The following is a 24983-nucleotide window of genomic DNA, read 5'->3' on the forward strand; positions in this document are numbered from 1 at the left end:
TAACCGCAGGGTCGTTGGTTCGAGTCCAACTTGAGGAGCCATTCAGACAATGCTTTGCCGTCACTTTATCGTGACGGCAGGGTAAAGTCGATTCCCTATATGGGCCTTTAGCTCAGTTGGTTAGAGCAACCGGCTCATAACCGGTCGGTCCCGGGTTCAAGTCCCCGAAGGCCCACCAAATTAAGTTAATATGGCCCGGTAGCTCAGTTGGTTAGAGCGCTAGCCTGTCACGCTAGAGGCCGTGGGTTCAAGTCCCATCCGGGTCGCCAAAAAACGGTACCGTAATCGTGCCGTTTTTTCTTTCGCTGCTATAGCTCAGTCGGTAGAGTGCATCCTTGGTAAGGATGAGGTCACCAGTTCAAATCTGGTTAGCAGCTCCATAAAAACGCCTGATCATTTGATCAGGCGTTTTTCTTTTACTGCAAAACGCGATCTTTGTCGAGAAATGACGATAGAAAACTATTTTCACCTCTTGCCAGTCGATTTTTGAAATGATAGAATATCCGTAGGGAGATGTCGATATGTCTCTGTATAAATTTTATCGAGCGATAGATGGAGATTTTGAAGCAGCCTGCCGTCGCTTTTATAACGAGAATATGCTGCAGAAATTCCTGATCCGATTTTTGGACGAGCCCTGCTGCGCGGAATTGAACGATGCCTTGGGTCGGCACGATCGCGATGCGGCAATCAAAGCGGTACACACGCTGACCGGACAGGCACGCAGCTTTGGCTTTATACGGCTGGAAAAGAAGAGCGCAGCACTGTTGCAAGCGCTGCGCGGCAATCGGGATGAGGAAATCACGGAACTGCGATACGAAGTCACGGCCGAATACATCGGCATTGTGCAGGCAATTCGCTCTCTGGCCTCTGAACTGGGCATTTTTATGTAATCTGCGTGTTAAACGCCTAATGTGTCCTCAATCACATCAATCAAATGGATGGGCGACACCTGAAGCGTATTCAGGCGTTCTGTAAAGGCGCGAGCTTCCGGCTCACCGATGAACACATCGGGGACGAAGCAGGTTTGTCCGTGCTGTGGATCGTGAGCACTGATACCGAAAGATATATAAGCTCCGGTCTCAGGCGAATAGTGATTTTTTTTGATTACTTTGTAGACAAACATGATGCTTCCTCCGTCGATATTTGCTGATGTTCCCACTTCATTTGGGAACATGTTTATTTTATCAGAAGAATCACGCGGTTTTTGCTATTCTGTGAAATTGGAACAGAATCTTGTGAAATCGGCAGAATGTGTTAAGAAGCCGCTAAGAAATTCGACAAAAACTGACGAGAAAGGACTGTCAATAACCATGTTGCGGGTCGCAATTTGTGATGATTCGGCGTTAGAACGAGATATCCTTGTGGATTTTCTCAGTCATTACTGCAATTCACATGCGATTGACTATTCCTACAAAATGTACGACAGCGGTGAACCGCTTTATTATGAGCTTGGGGACGGCGGATGGTTTGATATTATTCTGCTGGATATTCTGATGGACCCGCCGCTCGGCATTGACGTAGCACGCCGTCTGCGTGAGATTGGCTACAAGGGCACGATCGTATTTTGTACTGCTGCGCTGGATTTTGCACCGGACAGCTTTGAAGTCGGTGCATCCGGTTATCTGCTCAAGCCATATACCCCGAAGACGTTCGAGCGAACCATGCACCGTGTATTGTCCGATATCGTCGAGAATACATACGCGATCAAGAATCGTTTGCAGGTGCTACACATTCCGCGCGAAGAGATTATGTATGTGGAAAGCCATAACTCACAGTGCATTCTGCATCAGGCGGGCGAAAAGACATACACAATATATAAAAAACTCAGCGAGATTGAGCAGGAACTGACGGCTCCGTGTTTTCTGCGGTGCCACCAGAGCTTCCTTGTGAATATGAACTACGTCAAAGCTGTGGATAAGGACTTTATCCTTACAAACGACGATGTGGTGCTCATTCGCAAGAAAAATCTGAAGGAATTGCGGCAAGTCTATTTTGATTACTGCAAACAGATTCATAATAGATATTGAGGATAATCTGTATTAGGCAAAGTCAAAACACGGATTATTTGAAAAACGAAAAGCGTCCCATTGGGACGCTTTTCGTTTTTGTGGAAGGAGAAAGAAAACTTCATTTTCCATTCTCAATTCTCCATTTTCAATTATCCCAAAGCTGTATCCAACACCATCATCACCAGAAAACCCGCCATCACACCAAGCGTGCCCGGATGTGAATGCTCGCCGAGATGTGCCTCGGGAATCAGCTCCTCGACCACAACGTACAGCATCGCGCCTGCCGCAGCGGACAGCAGCCACGGCATGAACGGTGTCAGCGCGGACGCGCACAGCACGACAAGCACGCCGAAGATGGGTTCGACAATGCCGGACAGCGAACCGTAAACGAATGAGCGTGCGCGGCTCAGCCCCTCCTGATGGAGCGGAAGCGCGACTGCGGCTCCCTCCGGGAAATTTTGAATGCCGATGCCGATGGCAAGCGCGCCTGCCGCTGCAAACAATCCTGCGTTGCCGGTGTGCTGCGCGGCGCGAGCGAATGACAGACCGACAGCCATGCCTTCCGGAATGTTGTGCAGCGTCACTGCAAGAACAAGCAGCGTGGTTCGCCGAAAGGAGGACGGCAGACCTTCGGCCTGCTCTGCGCCGCTGTGCAGGTGCGGCATTAAGCCGTCCAGCGTAAGCATAAGCACCAAACCAAGGATAAAGCCGCCTGCAGCGGGTATCCAGCCCGGCTGGCCGTTCTGCGCGGCCTCGTCAATCGCGGGAATGAGCAGACTCCAGATGGACGCGGCGATCATCACACCGGACGCGAATCCGAGAAAAATCTGCTGCATCAGAGCGCTGGACTGCCGTTTCATAAAGAATACCATGGCGGCGCCGATCGTGGTCATCAGGAAGGTGAAGCCTGTGCCTGCGGCCGCCCAAAGCAATGTCTGCTGTATCATACGCACCTCTCTTTTTAATCGGTTAGTTATTGCTAACTATGAGCATAGCACCGAACACACTTTCTGTCAATAGGGGACTTGACAGAAATGATATAATATTAGCATACAATCTTATGAGAATAAAACAGGAGGGTTCCACTATGGCGGCATCCCGTGAAAAAGTGTTATATTTCGAGCCGCAGCCGAGCGAACAGACTGCGGCACTTAAGACCGTGCTCGTTCGCATGGGCGTGCGGATTAAGAATGTCGAAGCGGTCTCTGCCGGTCAGACCGTCGGCTTTCTGCTGAACCGCAAGGGCTTTGAGCCGACTGACGCGACTGCAGATGCGCCTTCCGCACCGATGATGGTGCTGGACGGCTTTACTGAAAAGAGACTGGACATTCTGCTCCGTGAAATGAAGGCGCATGGTGTTTCTGTGCCGTACAAGGCCATGGTCACCGAGCACAATATCGGCTGGACGCTGAGCGACCTGTTTACCGAGCTGGTGCGCGAGCATGAGGCTATGCACCAATGATCGAGTGCGTACTGAACGATTTCGACATCGACCAGATCGCAAGCTCCGGTCAGTGCTTCCGCTTCCACAGGGTTGGGGATAAGTCGTACGATTTGATTGCGGGCACACACCTGCTGAATATTCAGCAGAACGGCCGGACCGTACGGTTCGACTGCGATGAAGACGAGTTTAACGCCATCTGGCGGCCGTATTTCGATCTGGATGCGGACTACGGCCGCTGCAAAGCCGCAGTTGCCAAACGCGACATCTATCTGCAGAACGCCGTTGCATACGGCGGCGGACTGCGTATTCTGCGGCAGGATCTGTGGGAAACTATTCTATGCTTTATCATCTCGCAGCAGAACAATATCGCGCGGATCACCAAGTGTGTCGAAAATTTGTGTTCCCTTTTCGGGGAAATCTGTTATAATAAGAGTGAACAGGTATACAATAGCATTCCCACGGCAGAGCGTCTGGCGGCGTGCACGCCCGAGGATCTTGCGCCGGTGCGGCTCGGCTACCGCGCCAAATACATTTGCGCTGCGGCCCGGCAGGTCGCGTCCGGTGAGGTCGATCTGGAAGCTATCCGGCACATGGATTACGCCCGCGCCAAAGCCGCGCTGCTGCGGCTGACCGGAGTCGGCATCAAGGTTGCGGAGTGTATCTGTCTGTTTGCGCTGCATCACATCGACGCGTTTCCGGTCGATACGCATATCCGTCAAATGCTGGACACACACTATCCGAAAGGGTTTCCGCTGAAACGATATAAAGGCTTTGCGGGTGTCATGCAGCAGTATGCATTTTATTATGAATTATCACTGAAAGGTTAAGGAGTGTTTAATATGGCAGTAGTAACCATTACGAAGGAAAATTTCGAGAACGAAGTGCTGAAGTCGGACAAGCCGGTCCTGCTGGACTTCTGGGCAACGTGGTGCGGTCCCTGCCGCATGGTTTCGCCGATTGTGGACGAGATCGCAAACGAGCGTGACGATATCAAGGTCGGTAAGATCAATGTAGACGAGCAGGGTGAGCTGTCCATGCAGTTCCGCATTGTCTCCATCCCGACCCTGATCGTGATGAAGAACGGCGAGGTTGTCAATAAGGCTGTCGGCGCTATGCCGAAGGAAGAAATCCTGAATCTGCTCGGCTAAAATCAAAACCGAATCAAAAGAGCTGACTCCGTTGGAGCCAGCTCTTTGCTTTGCACCTAAAAAGTTTGTATTGAGCCGGTTTTCTTTTCTTTCGTGCGACAGCTTTTGTTTACCGTTCTGCGGTTTTGTGCTATACTAAAAATACTACCGCCAATATTGCTGATATAATGGTAAGGTATGATTTGGCAAGAGGATATATGTTTGGAGGAGCTTGCGTGAATCGCATTTCTGATAGTATGTTTCACTCCCGCAGCACTGCATGCAAGAAGCCGTATGGCGCGGTACCGGCAGGGCAGGCGGTCGAGTTTTCTGTTTATCCGCAGCGGGCACAGGGCGCGCTGCACGTTACCCTTTGGATTGAGGAAGACGGCTGTCAGGCCGAATCCTATCCGCTGCACTGGTGCGGCTATCAAGGCTCACATGATCGGTATACGGTAACCTATACGCCGCCGCACCCCGGTCTGTACTGGTATTATTTTTCGGTGGAGCTGGCGGATGGTCTGCACTACTGTGCACGCGGCTACGGCGGTCAGGCGGAGCTGCTCGAGGCGGTCGGCGATAAGTACCAGCTGACCGTGTACGACGGCGAATACCATACGCCGCGCTGGTTCGGTGAGGGCATCACCTACAACATTTTTCCGGACCGTTTCTGCCGCGACAAGGCACCTGAGCAGCCGGAGGGTGAAGGCGTGATCCCGCGTGTGCTGCACCAGAACTGGGACGATATTCCGGTCTATCTGCCGGATGAGCACGGCGAAATTCTCAATAACGACTTTTTCGGCGGTACGCTGCGCGGCGTATACGCCAAGCTGGATTATCTGGAGAGCCTGCACGTTACCACCATTTATTTCAATCCGATCTTTCAGGCGTATTCCAATCACCGCTACGATACCGGCGATTACAAGCGCATCGACCCGCTGCTCGGCTGTGAGGAGGACTTCCGGGCGCTGTGCAGCGAAGCCGCCAGACGCGGCATGCGCGTTGTACTGGATGGCGTATTCAATCACACCGGCTACGACAGCCGCTATTTCAACGCACGCGGTCACTACGACAGCGTAGGCGCGTTCCAGTCCAAGGAATCGCCGTATTTCAGCTGGTTTGACTTCCGCAACTGGCCGAACGAGTACGGATCGTGGTGGGGCATCTACACGCTCCCGCAGGTCAATGAGACCGACGGCAGCTATCAGGATTACATCATTGAGGACGAGGACAGCGTGGTCCGCCACTGGCTGCGGCTGGGCGCGTCCGGCTGGCGGCTGGATGTTGCCGACGAGCTGCCGGACAGCTTCATCCGGAAGCTGAACGCGGCAGCCCGCAGGGAAAAATCCGATGCGCTCATCATCGGTGAGGTGTGGGAGGATGCGTCCAACAAAATCGCATACTCCGAGCGCCGACGCTATTTCCAGGGCGGCGAACTGGATTCGGTTATGAACTACCCGCTGCGAGACGCTATTTTCGGCTTTTTGAACGGCGGCACAGCCGAGCATTTCGCGGAGAGCATGGAGTGCATCCGCGAAAACTACCCGCGGGACGTGTTCTACAACCTGATGAACGTTGTAGGTACGCATGACACCGCGCGTGCGCTCACCCTTCTCGGCGTAACCGAGAACGAGTGGAAGCTGGACAGAAACGGCCGCGCACACTATCAGCTGCCGCCGGACCGTCTGGAAATCGCCTTGCGCCGCCTGCGGATGGCGGCGGTCATCCAGTTCACCATGCCGGGTTCGCCGACCATTTACTACGGTGATGAGGCGGGTCAGCAGGGCTTCGAGGACCCGTTCAACCGCCAGACCTACCCGTGGGGACACGAAAACCAGGAGCTGCTTGCGTTCTATCGCAGGCTGTGCGAAATCCGTGCCGAGGAACAGACGCTTGCGGACGGCGACCTGCAGTTCAGCGACACGACAGCCGGTGCACTGCTGCGCTATGAGCGCACGAGCGGAGACTCGCGTCTGGTAATCGTGGTCAACCGCGGACACCAGTATGCGGAAACAAAAATTGATGCGCTGTATGCGCTCGACCTGCTCAGCGGCGAGGGCTTCGCGTACGCCGACCCGGACGGTCTGATCGTATCCGTCCCGCCGGAGACCGCCTATATCCTGCGCTGTGTAAATGCAGCCGATTAAGGAGGATTTTTCTATGGATATGACAGAAAAACAGCTTTCCAGCGAATATAAGTTCAGAGGCAGGATCATGACCGCTCGTGTGGACGAGGTATCGCTGCCGAACGGCAAAACTGCGCCGCGCGAGGTCTGTGAGCATGTCGGCGGTGTCGGCGTGCTGCCGATCGACAAGGACGGCAACGTTATTCTTGTGCGGCAGTTCCGCTATGCGTTCGATACCGAGCTGCTCGAAATGCCCGCCGGCAAGATGGACCACGGTCCGGAGGACGCCGAGGAATGCGGCATCCGCGAGCTGAAGGAGGAGACCGGCTGTACCGCCGGACGCATCGTGCCGCTCGGCGCGATTTATCCGTCTCCCGGCTTTCTGACCGAGGTGACCTATCTGTTTGCCGCGCTTGACCTGACCAAAGGCGAAATGCAGCCGGATGAGGACGAATTTGTCGAGGTCGTGCGACTGCCGATCGCAGAGGTAGAGAAAATGATCGAGCGGGACGAGATCCGCGATGCAAAAACGGTGGCGGCTATGTATAGAGCAAAGCTGAAGAATCTTTACTAAGATAAGAGTGGAGATTGGAGAGTGCAGAGGAGGAAAGGGTTTGGATAAGAAAAAAATCCTTGTGGTTGAGGACGAAAAGGCCATTTCAGACATTCTGGTATTCAATTTACAGCGTGAGGGCTACGACACACTCGCGGCGTATGACGGCGCGGAAGGTCTGCGCTGCGCGCTTGAGGAAGCGCCCGACCTGATTCTGCTGGATGTCATGCTGCCCGAGATGGACGGCTTTGAGGTCTGCAGGCGGGTGCGCGCGGAAAAGGACACACCGATCATCATGCTGACCGCCCGTGAGGAAGAGACCGACAAGGTCATGGGTCTCGAGCTGGGTGCAGACGATTATATCACCAAGCCGTTCTCTATGCGTGAACTGATGGCGCGCGTCAAGGCGAACATGCGCCGTACCTACGCAGGAGAGGACAGGGAAAAGGCGGAAGCGCCGTCCGGCGGCGGTCTGCGTGTATCCAAGGACAACGGTATGGTCTACAAAAACGGTCATCCGCTCGAGCTTTCCGCGCGGGAATTTGATATTCTGTGCTTCCTGTCCGCTGCTCCGGGACGGGTTTTCTCCCGTGAGGAGCTGATGGAGCAGGTCTGGGGCTATGACTACTACGGCGACCTGCGTGCGGTGGACGTGGCGATCCGCCGTCTGCGCGAGAAGATCGAGGATGAACCGGCAAGTCCCAGATACATCATCACAAAAAGAGGCATGGGATATTACTTTGCTGACGGGGAGTAAGCTATGTTCCGTTCACTACACAGAAAACTGGTGCTGATTCTGGTGCTGCTGATCGTATCCGTTATGGCGGTGGTCGGCACGTTTCTGATCAACAGTATCAACACCTTCTATCTGAACAGCTTTTATGAGCAGATGCAGGCGGTGTTCACGACCGACACCATCCGCTCCATGCAGGAGGCGGCTGCCGAACCCGGCACGGATGGTCTGAAAACTATCATAGATGCACACAAGAGCCGACTCGGCATTGACGATTACCGCAACTATGCCATTCTCGACAGTGAGGGCGGCTTCCTTGACGGCTCCAACCCGAATGTATCCGTTACCCGCACGAGCAACGTCATTGCCGCAATGGCAGGAGAGACCGGAACGCGCTCGGCGGTATCCGACAGCATTATGGACATTGCGGTGCCGCTGGACAAGAACGGCGACGGTGCGGTGGACTACATCGTGTATATTGCAGACAACAAGCGGGAGATTTCCGACCTGTCGTGGCGGTTCTTCCAGATTGTCATGCAGGCGATGATGTTCGGCCTGCTGGCGGCGATCCTGCTGTCCTTCCTGCTCAGCAAGACCATCACCACGCCGATCGAGCGCATCACCGAGGGTGCGCGGTCAATCGCGGAAGGCAACTTCGATCAGGACCTCGGCGTGCAGTCGTCGGATGAGATTGGCGAGCTGACCCGTTCGTTCAATTACATGGCGCACCGTTTGAAAAACACGGTCGGCGAGGTACAGGGAGAGCGCGACAAGCTGAACACGCTGTTCCTGCACATGACCGACGGCGTAGCCGCCTTTACGACCGACGGCACGCTCATCCACATGAATCCGGCAACCGAAAATCTGCTGGGCGTGCGTGTGGAGCAGAAGCTGAGCTTTGATGAGATGTTTGCTGATCTGGACATGCCGGACACGGACGAAACCGTCTCGCGCAGCTTCCTTACGAACGAGATTACGCGATTTGGGCGCGTGCTGTCTGTCACGCTGGCGCCTTACGGCGCACTGGATGGCGAGGGCGGTGTCATCGCGGTCATTCACGATGTCACCGAGCAGCGCCGTCTGGATGACGCACGCCGCGAGTTTGTAGCAAACGTGTCGCACGAGTTGCGCACGCCGCTGACGAACATCCGCTCGTACACCGAAACGCTGCTCGATGCCGCCGGAGAGCTGCCGCTTGACATGGAAAAGCAGTTTCTGGGCGTTATTTCGAGCGAGAGCGAGCGCATGGCGCGTATTGTCACCGATCTGCTGACGCTTTCCAAGCTGGATTACGGACGGATGGAGCTGCGTATGACGCGGTTCTCGGTGTCCGATCTGCTGAAAAAGGTGACGAATGCCATGAAGCTGACCGCTGAGGACAGCGGTCACATGATCCTCGTTGAGACCGAGCCGAACCTGCCGCCGATGGTCGGCGACAGGGAACGCATCGAGCAGGTTGTGGTCAATATTCTGTCCAACGCGGTCAAGTACACGCCTTCGGGCGGCAGGATCCGTCTGGCGGCACAGCGCGCAGGCGCAAACCATGTGCGCATCACAGTTGAGGACAACGGTGTCGGCATTCCGGCGGACGATGTGCCGCGCCTGTTTGAGCGATTCTACCGCGTGGACAAGGCACGCTCGCGAGCCGCAGGCGGCACCGGACTGGGTCTGGCGATCGCCAAGGAGATCGTTGAGCAGCACGAGGGAAAGATCGCTCTGACCAGTGAATACGGCAAGGGCACGACCGTGACGATCACGCTTCCGACCGACCTCAAGCCGCACGGCAGGGAGGATAAGGTATGAGAGGTGCGAAACGCTCAGCGAAGAACACAGCAAAAAATATCTCGCTTTTGGTGCTGTGCGGACTGATGGGCGTGCTGTGCGCGGTAAACTGGCTGATGGGCCTGAACATTGCGCAAATGCCCGCAGACAGCGCACTCCGCCGTCTGCACGACCGCTTTGTAGGCGGTGCGGTGGGCTATGAGATACGGTCCTCCGGTGTTTCGGCGGCGGATCCGGCACAGATGGCGCTGACCGTTGACGGCAAGCTGTACGGCGTGCAGTACAATCTGACCGATATTGACGCCGGCATCACGGCGACGCGTTCGCTGTGGTCGCAGGCGCTCACAGGTGAGGGGCTGCGGCCGGCTGATGAGAGTGAGCTGTGCACGGCTCTGCGGTCGGGCAGCTGTGCGCTGCTGCGCTACCACGGTGCGATCCCGATGCAGTCTATTGCGGGCTGGCTGGGCGGCTCGTGGAAGGATAATGACCGCCTGCAGGTCGAAACACTGGTGTATGCCGCCGGTGTGCAGCGGCTGTTTGTCCGCATGGCAGACGGCAGGCTGTATGCTGCGGATGCAGCGGTCTCGCAGAATGCACTCGAGGAGGCACAGAAGAACTTCCGCGGTCTGTCGTGCAGCTTTGCGGGAGATGCGTATGCGGTCTATCCGGAAACGCTGCTGTTCGACAGCGAGGCGCTGTCGCTTCCGGTGCTGAAACCGGCGCAGATCAACCTGTTTGCCGCACAGAGCGGCACCGGACTGGAGGATTTGCTTGGTGCATTCGGCTACACGGCCTACACGGATTTTTACAACGAGCAGGATGGAACTGTCCGCGTGTTCCTCGATGATACGAGCACACTGCGGCTGAATGCGTCCGGTCTGGTGCAGTACGCGTCCACGGACGGCTCGGCAACGGTGAGCGCTTATGACGAGAGCGATATCACGGATGCGGCGGCGCTGGATGCACAGTTGGACTGCGCCCGGCTGATTCTTGATGCGGCGCAGCGAGCGGGCGATACGGATACGCATGCGTCGCTGTACGCGGTGGAGCGCAGCGAAGAACAAACCACGCTGATTTTTCTGCAGATGTACAGCGGCGTGCCGGTGCTCGGTGACGCGGACTTTGCTACCTTCGTATTCAACGGCAGTGCGCTGCGCACGGCAACGATTCGGCTGCAGAAATTTCAGCCGACCGGCGGCAAACGCACGGTCATGCCTGCAAAACAGGCGGCAGCCGGAGCCTCCGGCGCGGAACGCGGTCTGATGGCAGCCTACCGGTCACAGGACGGACAGTATGTACCGAGCCGGTTCTATCTGAAAAATGCGGCAGAGTGACCGCAGAAGGGAGATGAGAGCGCTTGCAATGGGATAAAGTCAAAAATATACTGATCGCAATACTGCTTGCGATCAACCTGTTTCTGCTGGGCAATCTGGCGGTACGCGGCTGGCAAAGCCACCGGAGAACGAGTGAGCTTGAGGCCAATCTGCGCACGCTGGTGAGCGCCAGGGGGATGCAGCTGGATACGGCGTTCTCGCTTCCGGAGGACATCACGCTGCCCGAGCTGTCGCTCGACCGCAGTCGCGCAGATGAGGAAAAGATCGCAGCCGCCATGCTGGGCGAACACGCTGAACGCACCGAGCAGGAGGACGGCACGGTGCGCTTTGAGAGTGACAAGGGCACGCTCGAGTGGCAGGCGGACGGCAATGTGCAGGCGGACTATACGCTGACTGAATCTGCGCCGACTTCCGCATCGGAAGCGCTCGAGCAGGCGCGCCGACTGTGCAGCCGGTGGGGCTTTCAGGCCGAACAGGCCCACTGGACGGCGGAGGACATGGCAGTTACGCTGACCGGCTCGGTCGCCGGACTGCCGGTGCACAACCGGCGGCTGACACTGGACTTTTCCGCCGGAGACGGCACAGTGTCGCTCGTCGGACTGTGGAGCCTTGGTACGCCGTATACCACTGCGAACGGCATCAGCATTACCTGCAGCGCAGCAGATGCTCTGCTGCAGTTTGCCGCAGAAAGCGGCGAAACCGGCATGATCGAGTCGATGACGGCCGGTTACCGTATGCAAACCGACAGCAGCCGCCGTATTCGTCTTACACCTACTTGGAAGATTGACACCGAAACAGGCGAATATTTGGTGGATTGTGACAAAAAGACGATCATCGGTGAAGAAAACTGAAAAACTGCTTTTCTTTATCTGAAATTGTGGTAAAATGTATTAGTGAGATTTTACGCGAATGGGTTTAGCCGCTGTCGGAGCTGCCCGCAAAGAGGGTCGGCACGGACAGTCATTCGCTGACATAAGATACAGTATTCGGAGAAAAACGCGGAGATTTCCGCGCCAAGGCTTAGTGAGGAGTAGGTAGATTGACAAAGTATGTAATCAACGGCGGCAAGACGCTGAATGGTGAGGTGACCATCTCCGGCGCAAAGAATGCAGCGGTCGCAATCGTTCCGGCGGCTCTGCTGGCAGATGGCCCGGTTCGTCTTGAAAACGTGCCCAAGATCATTGATGTAACGCTGCAGATGGAGATCATGCGCGAGTTGGGTGCGCAGATCCGCCAGATCAACGCCACTACGGTGGAAATCCAGAATGCGCAGAACCCGAGCCTCAAGCCGCACGAGCTGGAGCGCAAGCTGCGCGCATCCTACTATCTGCTCGGCGTGCTGCTCGGCAAGTACGGCTTTGCCGAGGTAGCAATGCCCGGCGGCTGCAACTTCGGCGGCGTCCGTCCGATCGACCAGCACATCAAGGGCTTTGAAGCTCTGGGCGCAAAGGTAACGCTGCCCAAGGGCGGTTACATCCGGGTCGAGGCACCCGAGGACGGTCTGCACGGCGCACATATTTATTTTGACGTTGTTACGGTCGGCGCGACCATGAACATCATGCTCGCAGCCGTTCTGGCCAAGGGTCAGACGATTATGGAGAACTGCGCGAAGGAGCCGCACATTGTCGATCTGGCGAACTTCCTGAATGCAATGGGTGCGGATGTTAAGGGCGCCGGCACCGATGTGATCAAGATCCGCGGTGTAGAGAGCCTGCACGGCGGCAGTTACTCCATCATTCCGGATCAGATCGAGGCGGGCACCTTCATGGCAGCCGTTGCAGCCTGCGGCGGTTCGGTTCTGGTGAAGAATGTTATTCCGCGTCATCTGGAGTGCATCACCGCAAAGCTGCGCGAGATGAGCGTTGAGGTCACCGAGTTTGACGATGCGGTGCTCGTTCGCCGCGAGGGAAAGCTGACCAAGACTAACATCAAGACCCTGCCGTACCCGGGCTTCCCGACCGACATGCAGCCGCAGATGACGACGGCGCTGTGTCTGGCAGAGGGCACCAGCATCATCACCGAGGGGATCTGGGGCAGCCGCTACCGCTATACCGAGGAGCTGACTCGCATGGGTGCGAACATTCATGTGGACGGTGCGATCGCGGTTGTTGAGGGTGTCAGGGAGCTGAATGGTGCTCCGGTCCGTGCACACGACCTGCGTGCAGGCGCGGCGATGGTTATCGCCGGTCTGGCAGCCAAGGGTGTTACCGAGGTCGAGCAGGTGCAGAACATCGAGCGCGGCTATGAGACGCTCGTAGAGAAGTTTGTTGCTCTGGGTGCGGATATGTATCGCTCCGAGATTCCGGAAAGCGCCGAGAACAAGTAATTTCTAATTGTAATGAGGAAAAAAGGCGGAGGGAGCATCCTTTCGCCTTTTTTGCAGAATATAAGGCAGATGAGCAGAATGAAAGCAGAGTGTATGATTCGGCGTGCGTCTGATGCGGACATGGATGCGGTTCTCGCTTTTGCCGCGCAGATTTTCGCGGACGAGCAGGATATTCCGAAGGAGCTGAACTTCATCCCGGCGGATAAGCAGCCGCAGTGGTGGTGCCTGGAGCAGGACGGCGAACTCGTCGGCACAGCGGCCATTTACCGTGAGGGCGGGCAGTGGCACATGGGCTGCATCACGGTCGCGCGCAGGCTGCGCGGACAGCACAAGGGAACCTTTCTGCTGAAACGTGTGCTGGACGATGTTTTTGCACAGGATGTGGATAACATTTTCCTCGAAGCGAGAGACGCAACGGTGCACATTCTTACCGGATTCGGCGCGGAGATTGCCGGGGAACCGTTCGCATTCTACTGCGGAAACGTCACACCGATGATTCTAACGCGAACCGCCTTTCTGCAGCACACAAACGGATGAAAACAACTGCTGAAGGAGTACTATGGCAGAGCATTATTATTACAGTATCGCCAGCGGTTCGAGCGGCAACTGCGGCTTATATATGGCGGACGGCACCGCGATCCTGATCGATCTCGGTGTGTCGCTGCGCAGGATTACGACTGCGCTGAAGGCACTGTCGCTCACGCTGGAGGATATTTCGGCGGTGGTGCTGACGCATGAGCACATCGACCATGTGAAGGGACTGCCGATGTTTCTTAAAAAAGCGAAGGCGCCGGTGTTTGCCACTCGCGGCACAGCCGAGGCTTTCGAGGAAAAGAATCCGGAGTACGCCGACCGTCTGAACATATTCGACAGCGGTGAGCGCTTCTGGGTCAGGGATGTGGACGTTGTGCCGTTTCCGACGCCGCATGACGCAGCCGAGAGCACGGGCTACATATTCGAGCACGGCGGCAGTCGGTTCGGCTTTGCGACCGACCTTGGCTTTGTGCCGCGCGATGCGGCCGAGCTTCTGCGCGGCTGTGAAATGGTCGTGCTGGAGAGCAACCATGACCCGTACATGCTGCAGGCCGGTCCGTACCCGTATTCGCTCAAGATGCGTGTTGCCGGACCGAGCGGGCACCTGTCCAATCCGGACTGCGCCGTATTTGCAGCGGATCTGGTGAAAAGCGGCACGCGAACGCTCGTGCTGGCGCACCTGAGTGAGAAAAACAACATGCCGGAGCTGGCGCGGCAGCAAACGCTGTCGGCGCTGCGCGGACTGCCCGCGTGCGAGGTGCTCGTTGCACCAAAGGAGCACATGGAGCATCCGGTATCGTTTGGGGAGGAAAAACTATGCTCTCTGTCCGGCTGATCTGCGTTGGAAAGCTCGGAGAAAAATTCTGGGCAGACGCTGTAAAGGAATATACCAAGCGTCTCGGCGCATATTGTAAATTAGAGATCATCGAGCTGCCCGAGCAGCGTCTGCCGCAGACGCCCTCTGAGGGCGAGATCGCGCAGGCGCTCGAAAAGGAAGCCGCGCTCATCGAGAGCAAGCTGCTGCCCGGCGCGTCTGTGATTGCGATGTGCGTAGAAGGCAAGCCGATGTCCTCTGAGCAGCTGGCGGACTATTTCGGCAAGTTGACCGTATCGGGGACAAGCAAGATCTGCGTGCTCATCGGCGGCTCGTGCGGTCTGTCCGAGCGGGTGAAAAAGAAGGCGGCGCTGCGGCTGTCCATGTCACCGATGACGTTTCCGCATCATTTGGCAAGAGTGATGGTGCTCGAGCAGATTTACCGCGCGCTCAATATCGCGGCAGGCGGCAAGTACCACAAGTGAGAAGAGGGACAGCATGACAAAAGAACAGATCGCGGCGATCGCCGTGGTGCTGCTGCTCGGCGTAGTCTTTTTTGCGCGGCTGTACCGTCGGCAGCAGGAACCGCCGAAAGAGCCGCCAAAGCCGAAACCGCTGCCGAAAACCGGTAAAATGCGCTGTTCGATGTGCGGCGCGGAAGCAAAAGTCACGGGCAAACAGTGGGAGTGTCCGTGGTGCGGAGACTGCGGCTGGCTCAAATAAAGTTTGGGTACAAAAACAACCCGGTTAAATGTGGCTAACATCAAGAAAAACCATTTACTTTATTCATAAGATTTTGTAAAATGTAATATAGATGAGAACGCGGTTATTCGCACGGGACAAATGCGAAGCCGCGATGAGGGAAATTATATTTCAGGAGGGGCGTCCCATGATTATCACGATAACGCTTAACGCTGCACTGGACCGTACGCAGCGGATCGAGCATCCGCTGCAGGTGGGCAAGCTCAATCGCGCGGTGTCCAGTCATCTGGAACCGGGCGGCAAGGGCATCAACGTGTCGCGCGCGATCAAGGCGTTGGGCGGCAGCAGTATTGCGCTTGGCTTCAGTGCGGGCACAAACGGCCGCATTATGAAGGACATGCTGACAGCAGCGGACATTCACCACGATTTTGTTGATATTGCGGGACAACTCCGTGTCAATACGCAGATCATTGATGCGCAGGGCGGCCATACCGAGGTAAATGAGCCGGGCAACAAGCTGGATGATTCGGATTTCCTGCGTTTGCTCGACCGCATGGAGAACTATCTGGACGAGGGCAATATCTTCGTTCTGTCGGGTTCTACGCCGCCGGAGTTCCCGCTGAAGAACTACCGTAAGCTGTGCAAGACCATCAAGAAGCACGGCTGCAAGCTGATCATCGACGCACAGGGCGAGCTGCTGCAGGAGGCACTGAGGTGCGAGCCGGACTTTGTAAAGCCGAACATCTTCGAGCTGGCTGAGGCTGTAGGCGACAAGCCGTCCGCCGATCCCGAGGTCGTTGTACATTCTGCACGCAAGATGCTGGATATGGGCGCAAAGGCTGTTTGTGTTTCCATGGGTCAGGAGGGCGCTCTGCTGACCGCAAAGGACGAGCCGGAGTCGCTGTACGTTACCACCAACCCGAAGATCTACGACGAAGGTGCGGTCGGTACCGGTGATGCAATGGTCGGTGCGATTGCAAACGCTATGCACGCGGGCATGAAGTTTGACGAGGTGGCACGCTACGCCGTTGCGATGGGCCGTGCATGTGCCCGTCTGGCCGGCACCGAGATGGCCTCTCTCAAGAAGGTTTACGAGGTGTACGAGACCACGCAGGTTTACGTTCTGTAAGAAAGAAACCACTACGGAGAGAACAACGAAGCGCGTTGTTCTCTCTTTTACTCTTTTCGCAATTACTTTAAGGAGTTAACAAATATGGATAAAAAACAATTACAGCAGCGCGTCACGGAGCAGCGCCGCCGCGTACGCCGCAGACTGACCATTCGCGGCGTACTGTCGCTTCTGGTCGTGCTGACATTCATCCGCTGTGCGTTCATGCAGCGGTATGAGAATATGTTCGTGTGCGTGCTGTCGCTTGTGCTGCTGGCGATGCCGACGCTGATTGAAAAACAGCTTGCCATCGACATCCCGCCGATGATGGAAGCTATCATCTACTGCTTTATCTATGCCGCCGAAATCCTGGGCGAGATCAACTCGTTCTACACCATCATTCCCGGATGGGACACCATGCTGCACACGATAAACGGATTTCTGGTCGCGGCGGTCGGCTTCTGCCTGGTTGACCTGTTTAACCGAAGCGAACGGTTTACCTTCAAGCTGTCGCCGCTGTTCCTGGCTATCGTGGCGTTTTGCTTCTCCATGACGGTCGGCGTGCTGTGGGAATTTTTCGAGTTCACCGCCGATCAGGTGATGCACACGGACATGCAGAAGGACTATGTCGTGCACGAGATCAACACGGTGTCGCTCAACCCGGACGGCCTGAATGTGCCGGTGCATGTGCAGATTGAGTCGGTCAGCGTCAACGGTGAGGACTGGACGGAGCAGCTTGGCGGCTATCTGGATATTGGCCTGATCGACACGATGAAGGATCTGCAGGTCAACTGCATCGGTGCGATCGCGTTTTCCATTATCGGCTTCTTCTACGTCAAGCACCGCGGCAAGGGCAAGCTGGCGGCAGCACTCATTCCGGTTGTGCTCGATCCCGAAAAAGAAAAAAGTAAAAAAGATGAGCAAAACAGGGAACCAAATGACGAGTGATTCCGTCTAATTCAATACTATCCCCGAAAACGATCTGAAGGAGAGTATGGAAGTATGATGAAAAAACGAATGACCGCAGGTGCGCTTGCGGCTTTGATGGCGGCAGCTCTGCCGATTTCCGCGTGCGCGGCTCAGAATTCGGCACCGCAGCCGCAGCTGAATACCGCAGAGCATATGCAGTATATGAACGGCTACACGGACGGCACCTTCCGTCCGGATGCATCCATCACCCGTGCAGAGGCGAGCAAGCTGCTGGCCTCTCTGCTGGTGAACAAGGTCAAGAATGAGGACCATCTGTTTAATGACGTTTCGGTTTCCGCGTGGTATGCGGATGCTGTTCGTCAAATGACCGGTTTCGGTCTGGTGAACGGTTATACGGACGGCACATTTAAGCCGAACGCTAAGATTACCCGTGCGGAGTTTGTAGCGATTCTGTCGCGCTTCCCGCACACCGATATCGGCACGGACAAGTCGTTCGCCGATGTACCCAAGACCAACTGGGCGTACAATGCGGTGCAGACCGCTCTGGCACAGGGCTGGATTTCGGCAGGCACGAATTTCCGTCCGAATGCGCCGATTACCCGTGCGGAGACGGTAACCATCCTCAACCGTGTGCTCGGCCGTCAGGCGGACAAGTTTACGATCAATACGAGTGGGGGCATCCGTATTATGCCGGACGTGCCGAACACGCACTGGGCATACTGGGATATGCTTGAGGCAACTACCGACCATAAGTTTGACAAGTCGAGCGGCTCCGAACAGTGGACCTCATTCGATAAGGAGACTACCGATTTGACGCCGGGCTGGCATAATATTGGCGGCAAGCTGTTCCATGTCAATGAGGACAAGCAGTTTGACCATGACAAGTTCATCGGCTCGCTCGAGCTTGACCACAATGGCTACTACATCACCGGCTCGACCGAACTGGACGCGCTGCTGGCTTCGGCAGTAAAGAGCGTTGTCAAGGACAGCATGACCCAGCAGCAGAAGCTGCGTGCAGTGTATGATTACGCGAAGAATACGTTCGGCTATCTCGGCATCGGCGCGGCTGACACTTCGAAGAGCGACTGGGCGCTGACCTCTGCGACCGATATGCTTAAGACTCACAAGGGCAACTGCTACTCGTGGGCGGCAGGCTTTACTTACCTCGCCCGTCAGATCGGCTTTGATGCACAGGCGATTCCGGGCACCGGCGTTTCGCCCAAGGGCAGTGAGTCGGTTCACGCATGGACCGAGATCACCATTGACGGTACGGCGTACACCTTTGACCCGCAGATTGAAAGCGTGTATAAGAAGCGCTACAACGAGAATTACGACCTGTTCATGAAGAAGTACGGCGAGGCTGTCTGGGGCTATAAAAAGCCGGAGGTGACCGAGCCGGAGCAGCCGGAGACCGTCAAAGTGGACGAGCAGCTTTCCGCACTGGTGAGCAAGATTTACGGTGCGCGTCCGTTCGGCGGCATGGGCGTTGCTGAGGAGGCGCTCTACAACGGCATGGGTGAGGACGGCATGAGCCGCGGCCTGTTCTGGTACCTTGGTACGGATGACATCAAGTTTGAGGCAGGCGTGGCCTCCGAGTCTATGATTACCTCGCAGGCACATTCCATCGTTGTTCTGCGCTTTGCAGATGAAAAGCAGGCGGCAGACGCGGCGGCTAAGCTCAAGACCACGGTTGACCCGCGCAAGTGGATCTGCGTAGGCGTGGATGAGGCCAAGGTTGTCTCCAAGGGCAAGCTGGTCTGCGTTGTGATGGACGACGAAAACGGCGATTACTACATCAATAATTTCAAGGCGAATGCCTGAAACTGACCTTGTGAAACTTGTTTGAACTGACACTTTCCCGAAGCCACAATATCGCATACAATAGTCTTACAGACAGAAATACTGGAAAAGAGGGTATGCGATATGACAGGGAAAAATATCAGAAAGCTTGTGCTGGCAGCACTGCTGGCGGCACTGACGGCAGTTGCTACGATGATCATCCGCATTCCGACACCAACACAGGGCTACATTCACCTCGGTGACGGCATGGTGCTGATCTGCGGCATTTTGCTCGGTCCCGGTCTGGGCGCACTGGCAGCCGGTATCGGCTCGATGATGGCGGACCTTATCGGCGGCTACATGGCATGGGTGCCCGGCACGTTTGCCATCAAGGCGCTGACCGCTCTGCTCGGCGGCTGGCTGTACCACCGCATGGCAGGCAAGGGCATGAATACGATTACCCGTGTGGTTCTGTGCGGTATTCCGGCAGAGATCGTCATGGTTCTGGGCTACTTTGTGTACGAGGTCGGCATGGAGGTCGTGATGGGCAGCAGCATGGGCGCTGCGGCAGCCGCGGTTGTTCTCGGCGTGCCGATGAATATCGTGCAGGGCATTGCGGGCATCATCGTTGGTGCGGTGCTGCTTCCGGTACTCAGTCACGCAAGCGCGGAGATGGGCGAGAAGATTCGCGCTTGATAAATGGATAGGAAAAACGGTTCCGTCTCCGGAACCGTTTTTTTTTATGCGAATTTTAATTTGTCATCGTGTGATTCTCTGTGGAACGGCGGGGTGACCTCACCACGCTGTTTCTACTTGAATTGCACCAATCAACGTCGATGATATAAATGAATTTGACAAACGGTTTCACACCATACGGTTACGCAATTATCCCCAACCTGTGGATAAGGAAAAAGGACAGGAAATTTTCCTGTCCTTTTGGTCTATATGCGGTTACTCTTCCGAAACAAATACGCCGTAAATCGCGCTTGCGAGCTTCTTGAAGATATTCACGATACGTGCAAGAACGCCTTCGTCGGCAGCATCCTGATCCGAGGTGATAGCATCATCGTCATCATCGGTCGAAATCTCCTGCGTGCGCAGGATGAACTGCAGACTGCTCGGTGTCGGGTTCATACTGCTTGTGACAGACTGCAGGTCGGCCGAGGAGTCGATATTGAGGATGTTGGTATCGTCCTCAAGGTCGGTCTTAGCGTCGTCGATGGCATTATGAATATCATCGGTCGCGTTCTGCAGCTTATTCGAGCTGTTCGAGCGGGAAGCCTTATCAAGCACATCGAGCAGACCGTCGAGCGTGGTCTGTGTGCTGGCATCCGCGTCGCTGCGAACCGAACGCAGTGTGCTGTTGACCGTGTCGAGCAGCTGGTAGGACGCGGTGAGCGTTTTGGTGGTGGTGCCGATCAGCTCGGTGCCCTTGTCGATGGAGGACGAGGTGATCGAGGTCAGCTGGTTGAGCGACTCGGTCAGTGCCGGAATCTCGGTCAGCTGCTGGTTGACGCGGCCAAGCGTGGTATTGGCGAGTTCGGTCAGCTTTTTGCCCTCGGTGGTGAAGTCCTGACCGAGACCCTTGTAATCGTCGAGTACGTCGCAGACGTCGTCGAGATTGTCGAGGATGGAATCCGAGGTGTCGAGAAATCCGGACAGCGAGCTGGAGGCACTCGACAGGTTGCCGGCTGCGCTCTGCAGCGCGTCCAACAGATTCTTGGTGCTGCTGGAGATTGCGCTGAGCAGTTGACCCATGCTTGCAGCCATATCCTCAGTAATCACGCCTTTTTTGACCAAGGTCGTCAATATGTTCGTCATTGCGGTATTGATAGAACCGTTCAGATCATTCAGAGCCTTGATACGGTCGTTCAGATCATTCATATCGCTCTTAATGTTCTTCAGATCCTTCTTCATATTGGAAAGATCGTTCTGCAGCTCACTGATATACAGCCATTCCGAGCCGGTCTTGTCATCCAGATCATCCATGAGATCCTCGAGATTATTCAGCGAGGTGCGGACATTCTGCAGCAGCGTCTGGTACTCGGTGATATCTGCACCGGACTCCTCGAGCGTATCGAGAATGCTGTTCGTGGTCGCGTTCAGCTTAACGAGCGTGTCCTTGGTGTTATTCAGTTCCGGAATCAGCGAATCGCTTTCGCCGGTCAGCTTTTCCAGAGCGGTCAGCGCGGCATCCGTTTTGGGATCAATCGTGCCGCGGTCCTTGATCAGCTGCTGGCGCACGGCGTTAATGCCCGAAATACCGCTCGACATCGTACCCATGCCGTTCTGCATGGACTGCATGGTGTCGAGCATGCTGCTCATGCCGGAGTACAGGCTGTCGCCGGAATCGCTCAGGCGGTCCTTGACGTCCTTCAGGTCGGAGATGATATCCAGCGAGGACAGGGTAGCCGGCGTCATAAACATGAACATACCCATGTTCTCAAAGTTCTCCGAGCCGATACGCACGGTGAACGTGCTTTCCTCGCCCGGCATACCCATGAATACGACCAGCTTGTAGGTTCCCACGGACTGAACCTGTGCACCCGGTGCATCAATGGAAAGCGCCTTGCTCATGTCGATACCGGTGCCGCAGACGAGCATCATATTGTTTTTGTAGTAGTCGCTCGCGTAGCTGTTCGGCACCGCGTGAATAGTGATCTCTACCAGACCGTTTGCGCCTGCACAGTCCTCCGCCTTGACCGAAACGCCGTTCAGCTTGTAGGAAACATCAAAGTTCCACGGCATCTGGATATTGACCTTGTCGGTCGGGATGCACTCGTAGTAGAAGCGCTGCTTGCTGGTGTCGGACAGCTTCCAGTACACCGAATTGTCCTTGATGACCGGCTCGTCGTAGGTGCTCATGTTGTACACATCTGCGTAGCTGCCGAAATCGGTGAATTCGGTGTGGCCGTTCAGGCTGACACCCTTTACGATGCGCGTATTGGTCGGCGCACCGTAGTAATCCATGTTGATATATACCGATTCGTCGGTTTCTACCGTGGGCGCGGCGGCCTGTGCCGCCTGCGGCAGTGTGAACGCAAGAACAAGCGAGGCTGCGGTCAGTCGGCGCAGCTTATCTGTTTTCATGGTCGTTCTCCTCCGTATTATCGTTCTGGTTGTCGTTCTGGCTGTTGTTCGGCTTATTCTTGTCGCTGCCGAGGCGCTGGGCCAGATGCTCAAGCTGTTCCTTACGCATCTCAATGCGGTTATGGATGCGCATACGCAGCTTTTTGCCGATCATGCGCTTGTGTGCAGATTCTTCGGTCTGCTGCTGTTTGGACGGCTCCTGCGTCGGCGGCGTGTAGTTCTGCGGCAGCTTGAAGCCATCGCCGTTCATCAGGTTCTTGAGCTTGAGGTGCAGCTCCTTGTTGCGCGCCTTGCGGTTCTCGCGGATCTGGTTCTGCAGGTTGACGCGCTGCTGACGCAGCTCGCTCAGAATCGGCAGCTTGATCTTGGTCGCGCGGATCCTGTTCATCTTGGCGTGCTTCTTTTCTGCGTAATCCGACTTGACGATCCAGCGGTCGAACAACATCAGGCACATCGGCAGAAAGAACAGGACCAGAATAACCGAAATCAGTGCACCGCGGCCGATCAGCTGACCCAGACCGGAAATCGCTTCGACCGAGGTCATGAAGTACAGGCCGTAGGCAACCGTCATAACGATCAGACCGGAGGTCATAACCGATTCGGCGCTGACCGATACCGCCCGTATTGCGGCTTCCTTTTTATCTCCTTGTGAGCGGGCATCCAGATAGTTGCCGGTCATCAGTATGGAGTAGTCAACGGTTGCGCCGAGCTGGATACAGCCGACGATGATAAAGCCGAGGTACATGGTTCGCTGACCGTAAATGTACGGCAGAGCGGTGTTGATGAAGATCGCGCACTCGATCGGGATGAGTACGACGATCGGCAGGATCAGTGCCTTGTAGGTTATCGCGATAACGAGTGCTACACCCAGCAGGGAAACGATGTTGACGCGGTTGTAGTCCGGCACAATAATATCCTTAATATCCTGCGTGGACGGCGTTACGCCGACAAGGTAGGTCGTTTCGTTCGGGTAATACTTGTCAATGATCGCGCGGATGTTGTCCGAGAATTTGAAGGCATCGTCACTTTCACCGGCGGAACGCACGTTGATAATCACGCGTGCCCAGTTTTTCGAGTGCATCAGGCTGGTGATGTTCTCCGGCAGGAAATCCTCGGGAATGCCTTCCGGCAGAACGGACGACAGACTGAGCGCGTACTTGACGTAGGACAGGTCGTCGATCTCCTCGGTCATCTTTTTCTCGGTGATGTTGCTGTCGGGCGGGACAAGTGCGATCATCATGTTGCTCTTGCCGAACTTGGCATTCATCTGCTGCTCAGCCTCGTAAACCGGTGTACCGGGTGAGTTTGCAACGGCCTCGTTGCCGTAAGAGAAATTCGCCATACCCTGTGCAATATAGCACGGAATGATGATGATAACAACCACAAGAAATACGATGCGACGGATTTTGTACGCAAATTCACCGATGCCGCGGCCCTGTTTGGGGATAAACGGACGGTGCTGCGTCTTGGCAATGATGTTCTGCGAACGCAGGATGAGCGCCGGCATGAGCAGCAGCACGGTCAGCAGGCTGAGCGCGATGCCCTTGGCCAATACGAAGCCCATATCCGGGCCGATGCCGAAGTTCATCAGCGCCATGGCGGCAAAGCCGACGATGGTCGTCATGCCGGAAGCGCCGATGGATGAAAAGGCGGTTCGCCAGGCGTTCGCCATCGCCTGTTCGGGTTCTGCACCGGTTGCGCGCTCCTGCGTGAAGGCGTGCAGCAGGAAGATGGAGTAGTCCATCGAGCAGGCCAGCTGCAGCACCGCACCAACGGCGTTGGACAGGAACGAAATCTCGCCGAAGATGATGTTCGTGCCCATGTTGATGAGGATTGCAATGCCGAGCACGGACAGGAACAGCACCGGCTCAAACCACGAGGTGGTCGTGATCGTCAGAATGATGTAAATAATGACAACGGCCAGTGCCATAACACGGGCGACCTCTTTGTTAATGGTCGGGCCGAGGTTGGTATCCGATACAGCGGAGCCTGCTACCAAACCTCTGTCACCGACGATGTTTTCAATCTCATGCACCGCCTTGTGGGTCTGGTTGGACGAGTCCTTGTCGGTGAAGATAACATCCATGTAGGCGGTGTTATCCTTGTAGTAGTCGTCGATATTGTCGTAGTTGATGAATTCGCTCGAGCCGTAGATATTGGTGGCCATATCGCACCACATGACCATGTCCACACCGTCAACGTCCGCGATACGGTCTTTTATGTTTTTGGCTTCGTACAGCGTCACATCCTCGAGCATGACGCGTCCCATGCCGGGATAGGTAAATTCGTCCTCCATGATGTCCAGCGCCTGTGCGGACGGAGACGAATCCGGCAGGTATTTTGTTAAATCGTAGTTGATCCCAACCATCGGCACACAGATTAAACTGAAGATGATCAGTACGATATAGATCTTTTCAATCAGTTTTCGATTGTTAATGATCAGGTCAACAGGGCTATGTCCTTTAAGTTTCACAAAGAAAACACCATCTTTCTCAGAAATAGATATTGTGTAGGATTTCTTTTCGTGTTATAGTATAGTACATAAGGATAACGAACGCAATAATCAAATATGATAAGAGTGAATGATAACGC

General features: G+C 55.6%; 24 protein-coding genes and 3 tRNA genes. 23 read left to right on the top strand and 4 right to left on the bottom strand.

The window, feature by feature from the left end:
- Positions 1 to 101: 101 nt before the first annotated feature.
- From PGS25_RS14105 to PGS25_RS14120, 4 genes are all read left to right on the top strand, one after another.
- Positions 102 to 178 (top strand) — tRNA-Ile (locus tag PGS25_RS14105).
- Positions 179 to 192: 14 nt separating this feature from the next.
- Positions 193 to 269 (top strand) — tRNA-Asp (locus tag PGS25_RS14110).
- A 35-nt stretch (positions 270 to 304) separates the two neighbouring features.
- A tRNA-Thr gene (locus PGS25_RS14115) sits at positions 305 to 380 on the top strand.
- A gap of 141 nt (positions 381 to 521) precedes the next feature.
- Positions 522 to 890 carry an Hpt domain-containing protein gene (locus PGS25_RS14120; protein ID WP_118360649.1) on the top strand — a complete coding sequence of 123 codons (369 nt, stop codon included), beginning with the start codon at positions 522 to 524 and terminating at the stop codon, positions 888 to 890.
- 8 nt (positions 891 to 898) lie between these two features.
- Here PGS25_RS14120 and PGS25_RS14125 read toward each other — a convergent pair whose 3' ends face one another.
- Positions 899 to 1123, bottom strand: a complete 225-nt coding sequence (locus PGS25_RS14125) for a DUF6514 family protein (RefSeq protein ID WP_118564449.1) — start codon at positions 1121 to 1123, stop codon at positions 899 to 901.
- Positions 1124 to 1310: 187 nt separating this feature from the next.
- On the opposite strand from PGS25_RS14125, the gene PGS25_RS14130 reads away from it, so the two are divergent.
- Entirely contained in the window at positions 1311 to 2027 is a 717-nt protein-coding gene (locus PGS25_RS14130; protein ID WP_158580250.1) for a LytR/AlgR family response regulator transcription factor, read from the top strand.
- 131 nt (positions 2028 to 2158) lie between these two features.
- On the opposite strand, the gene PGS25_RS14135 is transcribed toward PGS25_RS14130, so the two are convergent.
- On the bottom strand, positions 2159 to 2956 hold the full coding sequence (locus tag PGS25_RS14135) for a ZIP family metal transporter (protein ID WP_207663033.1): 798 nt from the start codon (positions 2954 to 2956) through the stop codon (positions 2159 to 2161).
- A 140-nt stretch (positions 2957 to 3096) separates the two neighbouring features.
- Between PGS25_RS14135 and PGS25_RS14140 the strand changes: the two genes are divergently transcribed.
- The 18 genes from PGS25_RS14140 to PGS25_RS14225 all read left to right on the top strand — a co-directional run bounded on the left by PGS25_RS14140 (position 3097) and on the right by PGS25_RS14225 (position 19997).
- The gene (locus tag PGS25_RS14140; RefSeq protein ID WP_158574665.1) at positions 3097 to 3471 is read left to right on the top strand and encodes a DUF3783 domain-containing protein; all 375 of its coding nucleotides are present in this window, start codon (positions 3097 to 3099) and stop codon (positions 3469 to 3471) included.
- On the top strand, positions 3468 to 4280 hold the full coding sequence (locus tag PGS25_RS14145; protein ID WP_270419166.1) for a DNA-3-methyladenine glycosylase family protein: 813 nt from the start codon (positions 3468 to 3470) through the stop codon (positions 4278 to 4280). Before PGS25_RS14140 ends, PGS25_RS14145 begins: the two co-directional genes overlap by 4 nt.
- Positions 4281 to 4292: 12 nt before the next feature.
- A complete protein-coding gene (trxA, locus tag PGS25_RS14150; protein ID WP_270419168.1) occupies positions 4293 to 4601 on the top strand; it encodes a thioredoxin in 309 nt (102 codons plus the stop codon).
- 215 nt (positions 4602 to 4816) lie between these two features.
- On the top strand, positions 4817 to 6727 hold the full coding sequence (locus tag PGS25_RS14155) for a glycoside hydrolase family 13 protein (RefSeq protein WP_270419170.1): 1911 nt from the start codon (positions 4817 to 4819) through the stop codon (positions 6725 to 6727).
- Between the two features lie 13 nt (positions 6728 to 6740).
- Positions 6741 to 7280: an NUDIX hydrolase gene (locus tag PGS25_RS14160; RefSeq protein ID WP_270419172.1), complete on the top strand. Its 540-nt coding sequence runs from the start codon at positions 6741 to 6743 to the stop codon at positions 7278 to 7280.
- A gap of 40 nt (positions 7281 to 7320) precedes the next feature.
- Positions 7321 to 8016 (top strand): response regulator, encoded by a 696-nt coding sequence (locus PGS25_RS14165; RefSeq protein ID WP_110436083.1) that lies wholly within the window; start codon positions 7321 to 7323, stop codon positions 8014 to 8016.
- A 3-nt stretch (positions 8017 to 8019) separates the two neighbouring features.
- The gene (locus tag PGS25_RS14170) at positions 8020 to 9795 is read left to right on the top strand and encodes an ATP-binding protein (protein ID WP_118761253.1); all 1776 of its coding nucleotides are present in this window, start codon (positions 8020 to 8022) and stop codon (positions 9793 to 9795) included.
- Positions 9792 to 11108, top strand: coding sequence for a hypothetical protein (locus PGS25_RS14175; RefSeq protein WP_270419174.1), 1317 nt, complete (start codon positions 9792 to 9794; stop codon positions 11106 to 11108). Before PGS25_RS14170 ends, PGS25_RS14175 begins: the two co-directional genes overlap by 4 nt.
- Positions 11109 to 11131: 23 nt before the next feature.
- Positions 11132 to 11959 (top strand): hypothetical protein, encoded by an 828-nt coding sequence (locus tag PGS25_RS14180; RefSeq protein WP_270419175.1) that lies wholly within the window; start codon positions 11132 to 11134, stop codon positions 11957 to 11959.
- Between the two features lie 188 nt (positions 11960 to 12147).
- Positions 12148 to 13434 (top strand): UDP-N-acetylglucosamine 1-carboxyvinyltransferase, encoded by a 1287-nt coding sequence (locus PGS25_RS14185; RefSeq protein ID WP_118761256.1) that lies wholly within the window; start codon positions 12148 to 12150, stop codon positions 13432 to 13434.
- A 78-nt stretch (positions 13435 to 13512) separates the two neighbouring features.
- Positions 13513 to 13971 carry a GNAT family N-acetyltransferase gene (locus PGS25_RS14190; RefSeq protein ID WP_270419179.1) on the top strand — a complete coding sequence of 153 codons (459 nt, stop codon included), beginning with the start codon at positions 13513 to 13515 and terminating at the stop codon, positions 13969 to 13971.
- A 22-nt stretch (positions 13972 to 13993) separates the two neighbouring features.
- Positions 13994 to 14803 carry an MBL fold metallo-hydrolase gene (locus tag PGS25_RS14195; protein WP_270419181.1) on the top strand — a complete coding sequence of 270 codons (810 nt, stop codon included), beginning with the start codon at positions 13994 to 13996 and terminating at the stop codon, positions 14801 to 14803.
- A complete protein-coding gene (gene rlmH / locus PGS25_RS14200) occupies positions 14785 to 15267 on the top strand; it encodes a 23S rRNA (pseudouridine(1915)-N(3))-methyltransferase RlmH (protein WP_110436090.1) in 483 nt (160 codons plus the stop codon). The genes PGS25_RS14195 and rlmH overlap by 19 nt, the downstream gene beginning before the upstream one ends.
- 13 nt (positions 15268 to 15280) lie before the next feature.
- Complete coding sequence (locus PGS25_RS14205; RefSeq protein WP_270419183.1) at positions 15281 to 15505, top strand: hypothetical protein; 225 nt, start codon at positions 15281 to 15283, stop codon at positions 15503 to 15505.
- 166 nt (positions 15506 to 15671) lie between these two features.
- Entirely contained in the window at positions 15672 to 16613 is a 942-nt protein-coding gene (locus PGS25_RS14210; RefSeq protein ID WP_158580252.1) for a 1-phosphofructokinase family hexose kinase, read from the top strand.
- Positions 16614 to 16697: 84 nt separating this feature from the next.
- Positions 16698 to 17540, top strand: coding sequence for a hypothetical protein (locus tag PGS25_RS14215; RefSeq protein ID WP_270419186.1), 843 nt, complete (start codon positions 16698 to 16700; stop codon positions 17538 to 17540).
- A 54-nt stretch (positions 17541 to 17594) separates the two neighbouring features.
- Positions 17595 to 19343: an S-layer homology domain-containing protein gene (locus tag PGS25_RS14220; RefSeq protein WP_270419188.1), complete on the top strand. Its 1749-nt coding sequence runs from the start codon at positions 17595 to 17597 to the stop codon at positions 19341 to 19343.
- A 102-nt stretch (positions 19344 to 19445) separates the two neighbouring features.
- Positions 19446 to 19997: an ECF transporter S component gene (locus PGS25_RS14225; protein WP_118360663.1), complete on the top strand. Its 552-nt coding sequence runs from the start codon at positions 19446 to 19448 to the stop codon at positions 19995 to 19997.
- 255 nt (positions 19998 to 20252) lie between these two features.
- Here the strand turns inward: PGS25_RS14225 and PGS25_RS14230 are convergent, their stop codons facing one another.
- Together PGS25_RS14230 and PGS25_RS14235 are read right to left on the bottom strand one after the other, a co-directional pair.
- Positions 20253 to 22391, bottom strand: coding sequence for a hypothetical protein (locus tag PGS25_RS14230; protein WP_270419190.1), 2139 nt, complete (start codon positions 22389 to 22391; stop codon positions 20253 to 20255).
- The gene (locus tag PGS25_RS14235; RefSeq protein WP_270419192.1) at positions 22378 to 24864 is read right to left on the bottom strand and encodes an efflux RND transporter permease subunit; all 2487 of its coding nucleotides are present in this window, start codon (positions 24862 to 24864) and stop codon (positions 22378 to 22380) included. Before PGS25_RS14235 ends, PGS25_RS14230 begins: the two co-directional genes overlap by 14 nt.
- Positions 24865 to 24983: the final 119 nt, after the last annotated feature.

Origin of the sequence: Butyricicoccus sp. AM78-15b2TA (genome assembly GCF_027665985.1) — a bacterium.
Classification (GTDB): domain Bacteria; phylum Bacillota; class Clostridia; order Oscillospirales; family Butyricicoccaceae; genus Agathobaculum; species Agathobaculum butyriciproducens.

Bases quoted from the DNA above. Each gene is read 5' to 3' on its own strand.
- PGS25_RS14120 (WP_118360649.1), top strand. From the start codon at position 522: ATGTCTCTGTATAAATTTTATCGAGCGATAGATGGAGATTTTGAAGCA.
- PGS25_RS14125 (WP_118564449.1), bottom strand. From the start codon at position 1,123: ATGTTTGTCTACAAAGTAATCAAAAAAAATCACTATTCGCCTGAGACC.
- PGS25_RS14130 (WP_158580250.1), top strand. From the start codon at position 1,311: ATGTTGCGGGTCGCAATTTGTGATGATTCGGCGTTAGAACGAGATATC.
- PGS25_RS14135 (WP_207663033.1), bottom strand. From the start codon at position 2,956: ATGATACAGCAGACATTGCTTTGGGCGGCCGCAGGCACAGGCTTCACC.
- PGS25_RS14140 (WP_158574665.1), top strand. From the start codon at position 3,097: ATGGCGGCATCCCGTGAAAAAGTGTTATATTTCGAGCCGCAGCCGAGC.
- PGS25_RS14145 (WP_270419166.1), top strand. From the start codon at position 3,468: ATGATCGAGTGCGTACTGAACGATTTCGACATCGACCAGATCGCAAGC.
- trxA (WP_270419168.1), top strand. From the start codon at position 4,293: ATGGCAGTAGTAACCATTACGAAGGAAAATTTCGAGAACGAAGTGCTG.
- PGS25_RS14160 (WP_270419172.1), top strand. From the start codon at position 6,741: ATGGATATGACAGAAAAACAGCTTTCCAGCGAATATAAGTTCAGAGGC.
- PGS25_RS14170 (WP_118761253.1), top strand. From the start codon at position 8,020: ATGTTCCGTTCACTACACAGAAAACTGGTGCTGATTCTGGTGCTGCTG.
- PGS25_RS14175 (WP_270419174.1), top strand. From the start codon at position 9,792: ATGAGAGGTGCGAAACGCTCAGCGAAGAACACAGCAAAAAATATCTCG.
- PGS25_RS14190 (WP_270419179.1), top strand. From the start codon at position 13,513: ATGAAAGCAGAGTGTATGATTCGGCGTGCGTCTGATGCGGACATGGAT.
- PGS25_RS14195 (WP_270419181.1), top strand. From the start codon at position 13,994: ATGGCAGAGCATTATTATTACAGTATCGCCAGCGGTTCGAGCGGCAAC.
- rlmH (WP_110436090.1), top strand. From the start codon at position 14,785: ATGCTCTCTGTCCGGCTGATCTGCGTTGGAAAGCTCGGAGAAAAATTC.
- PGS25_RS14205 (WP_270419183.1), top strand. From the start codon at position 15,281: ATGACAAAAGAACAGATCGCGGCGATCGCCGTGGTGCTGCTGCTCGGC.
- PGS25_RS14210 (WP_158580252.1), top strand. From the start codon at position 15,672: ATGATTATCACGATAACGCTTAACGCTGCACTGGACCGTACGCAGCGG.
- PGS25_RS14215 (WP_270419186.1), top strand. From the start codon at position 16,698: ATGGATAAAAAACAATTACAGCAGCGCGTCACGGAGCAGCGCCGCCGC.
- PGS25_RS14220 (WP_270419188.1), top strand. From the start codon at position 17,595: ATGATGAAAAAACGAATGACCGCAGGTGCGCTTGCGGCTTTGATGGCG.
- PGS25_RS14225 (WP_118360663.1), top strand. From the start codon at position 19,446: ATGACAGGGAAAAATATCAGAAAGCTTGTGCTGGCAGCACTGCTGGCG.
- PGS25_RS14230 (WP_270419190.1), bottom strand. From the start codon at position 22,391: ATGAAAACAGATAAGCTGCGCCGACTGACCGCAGCCTCGCTTGTTCTT.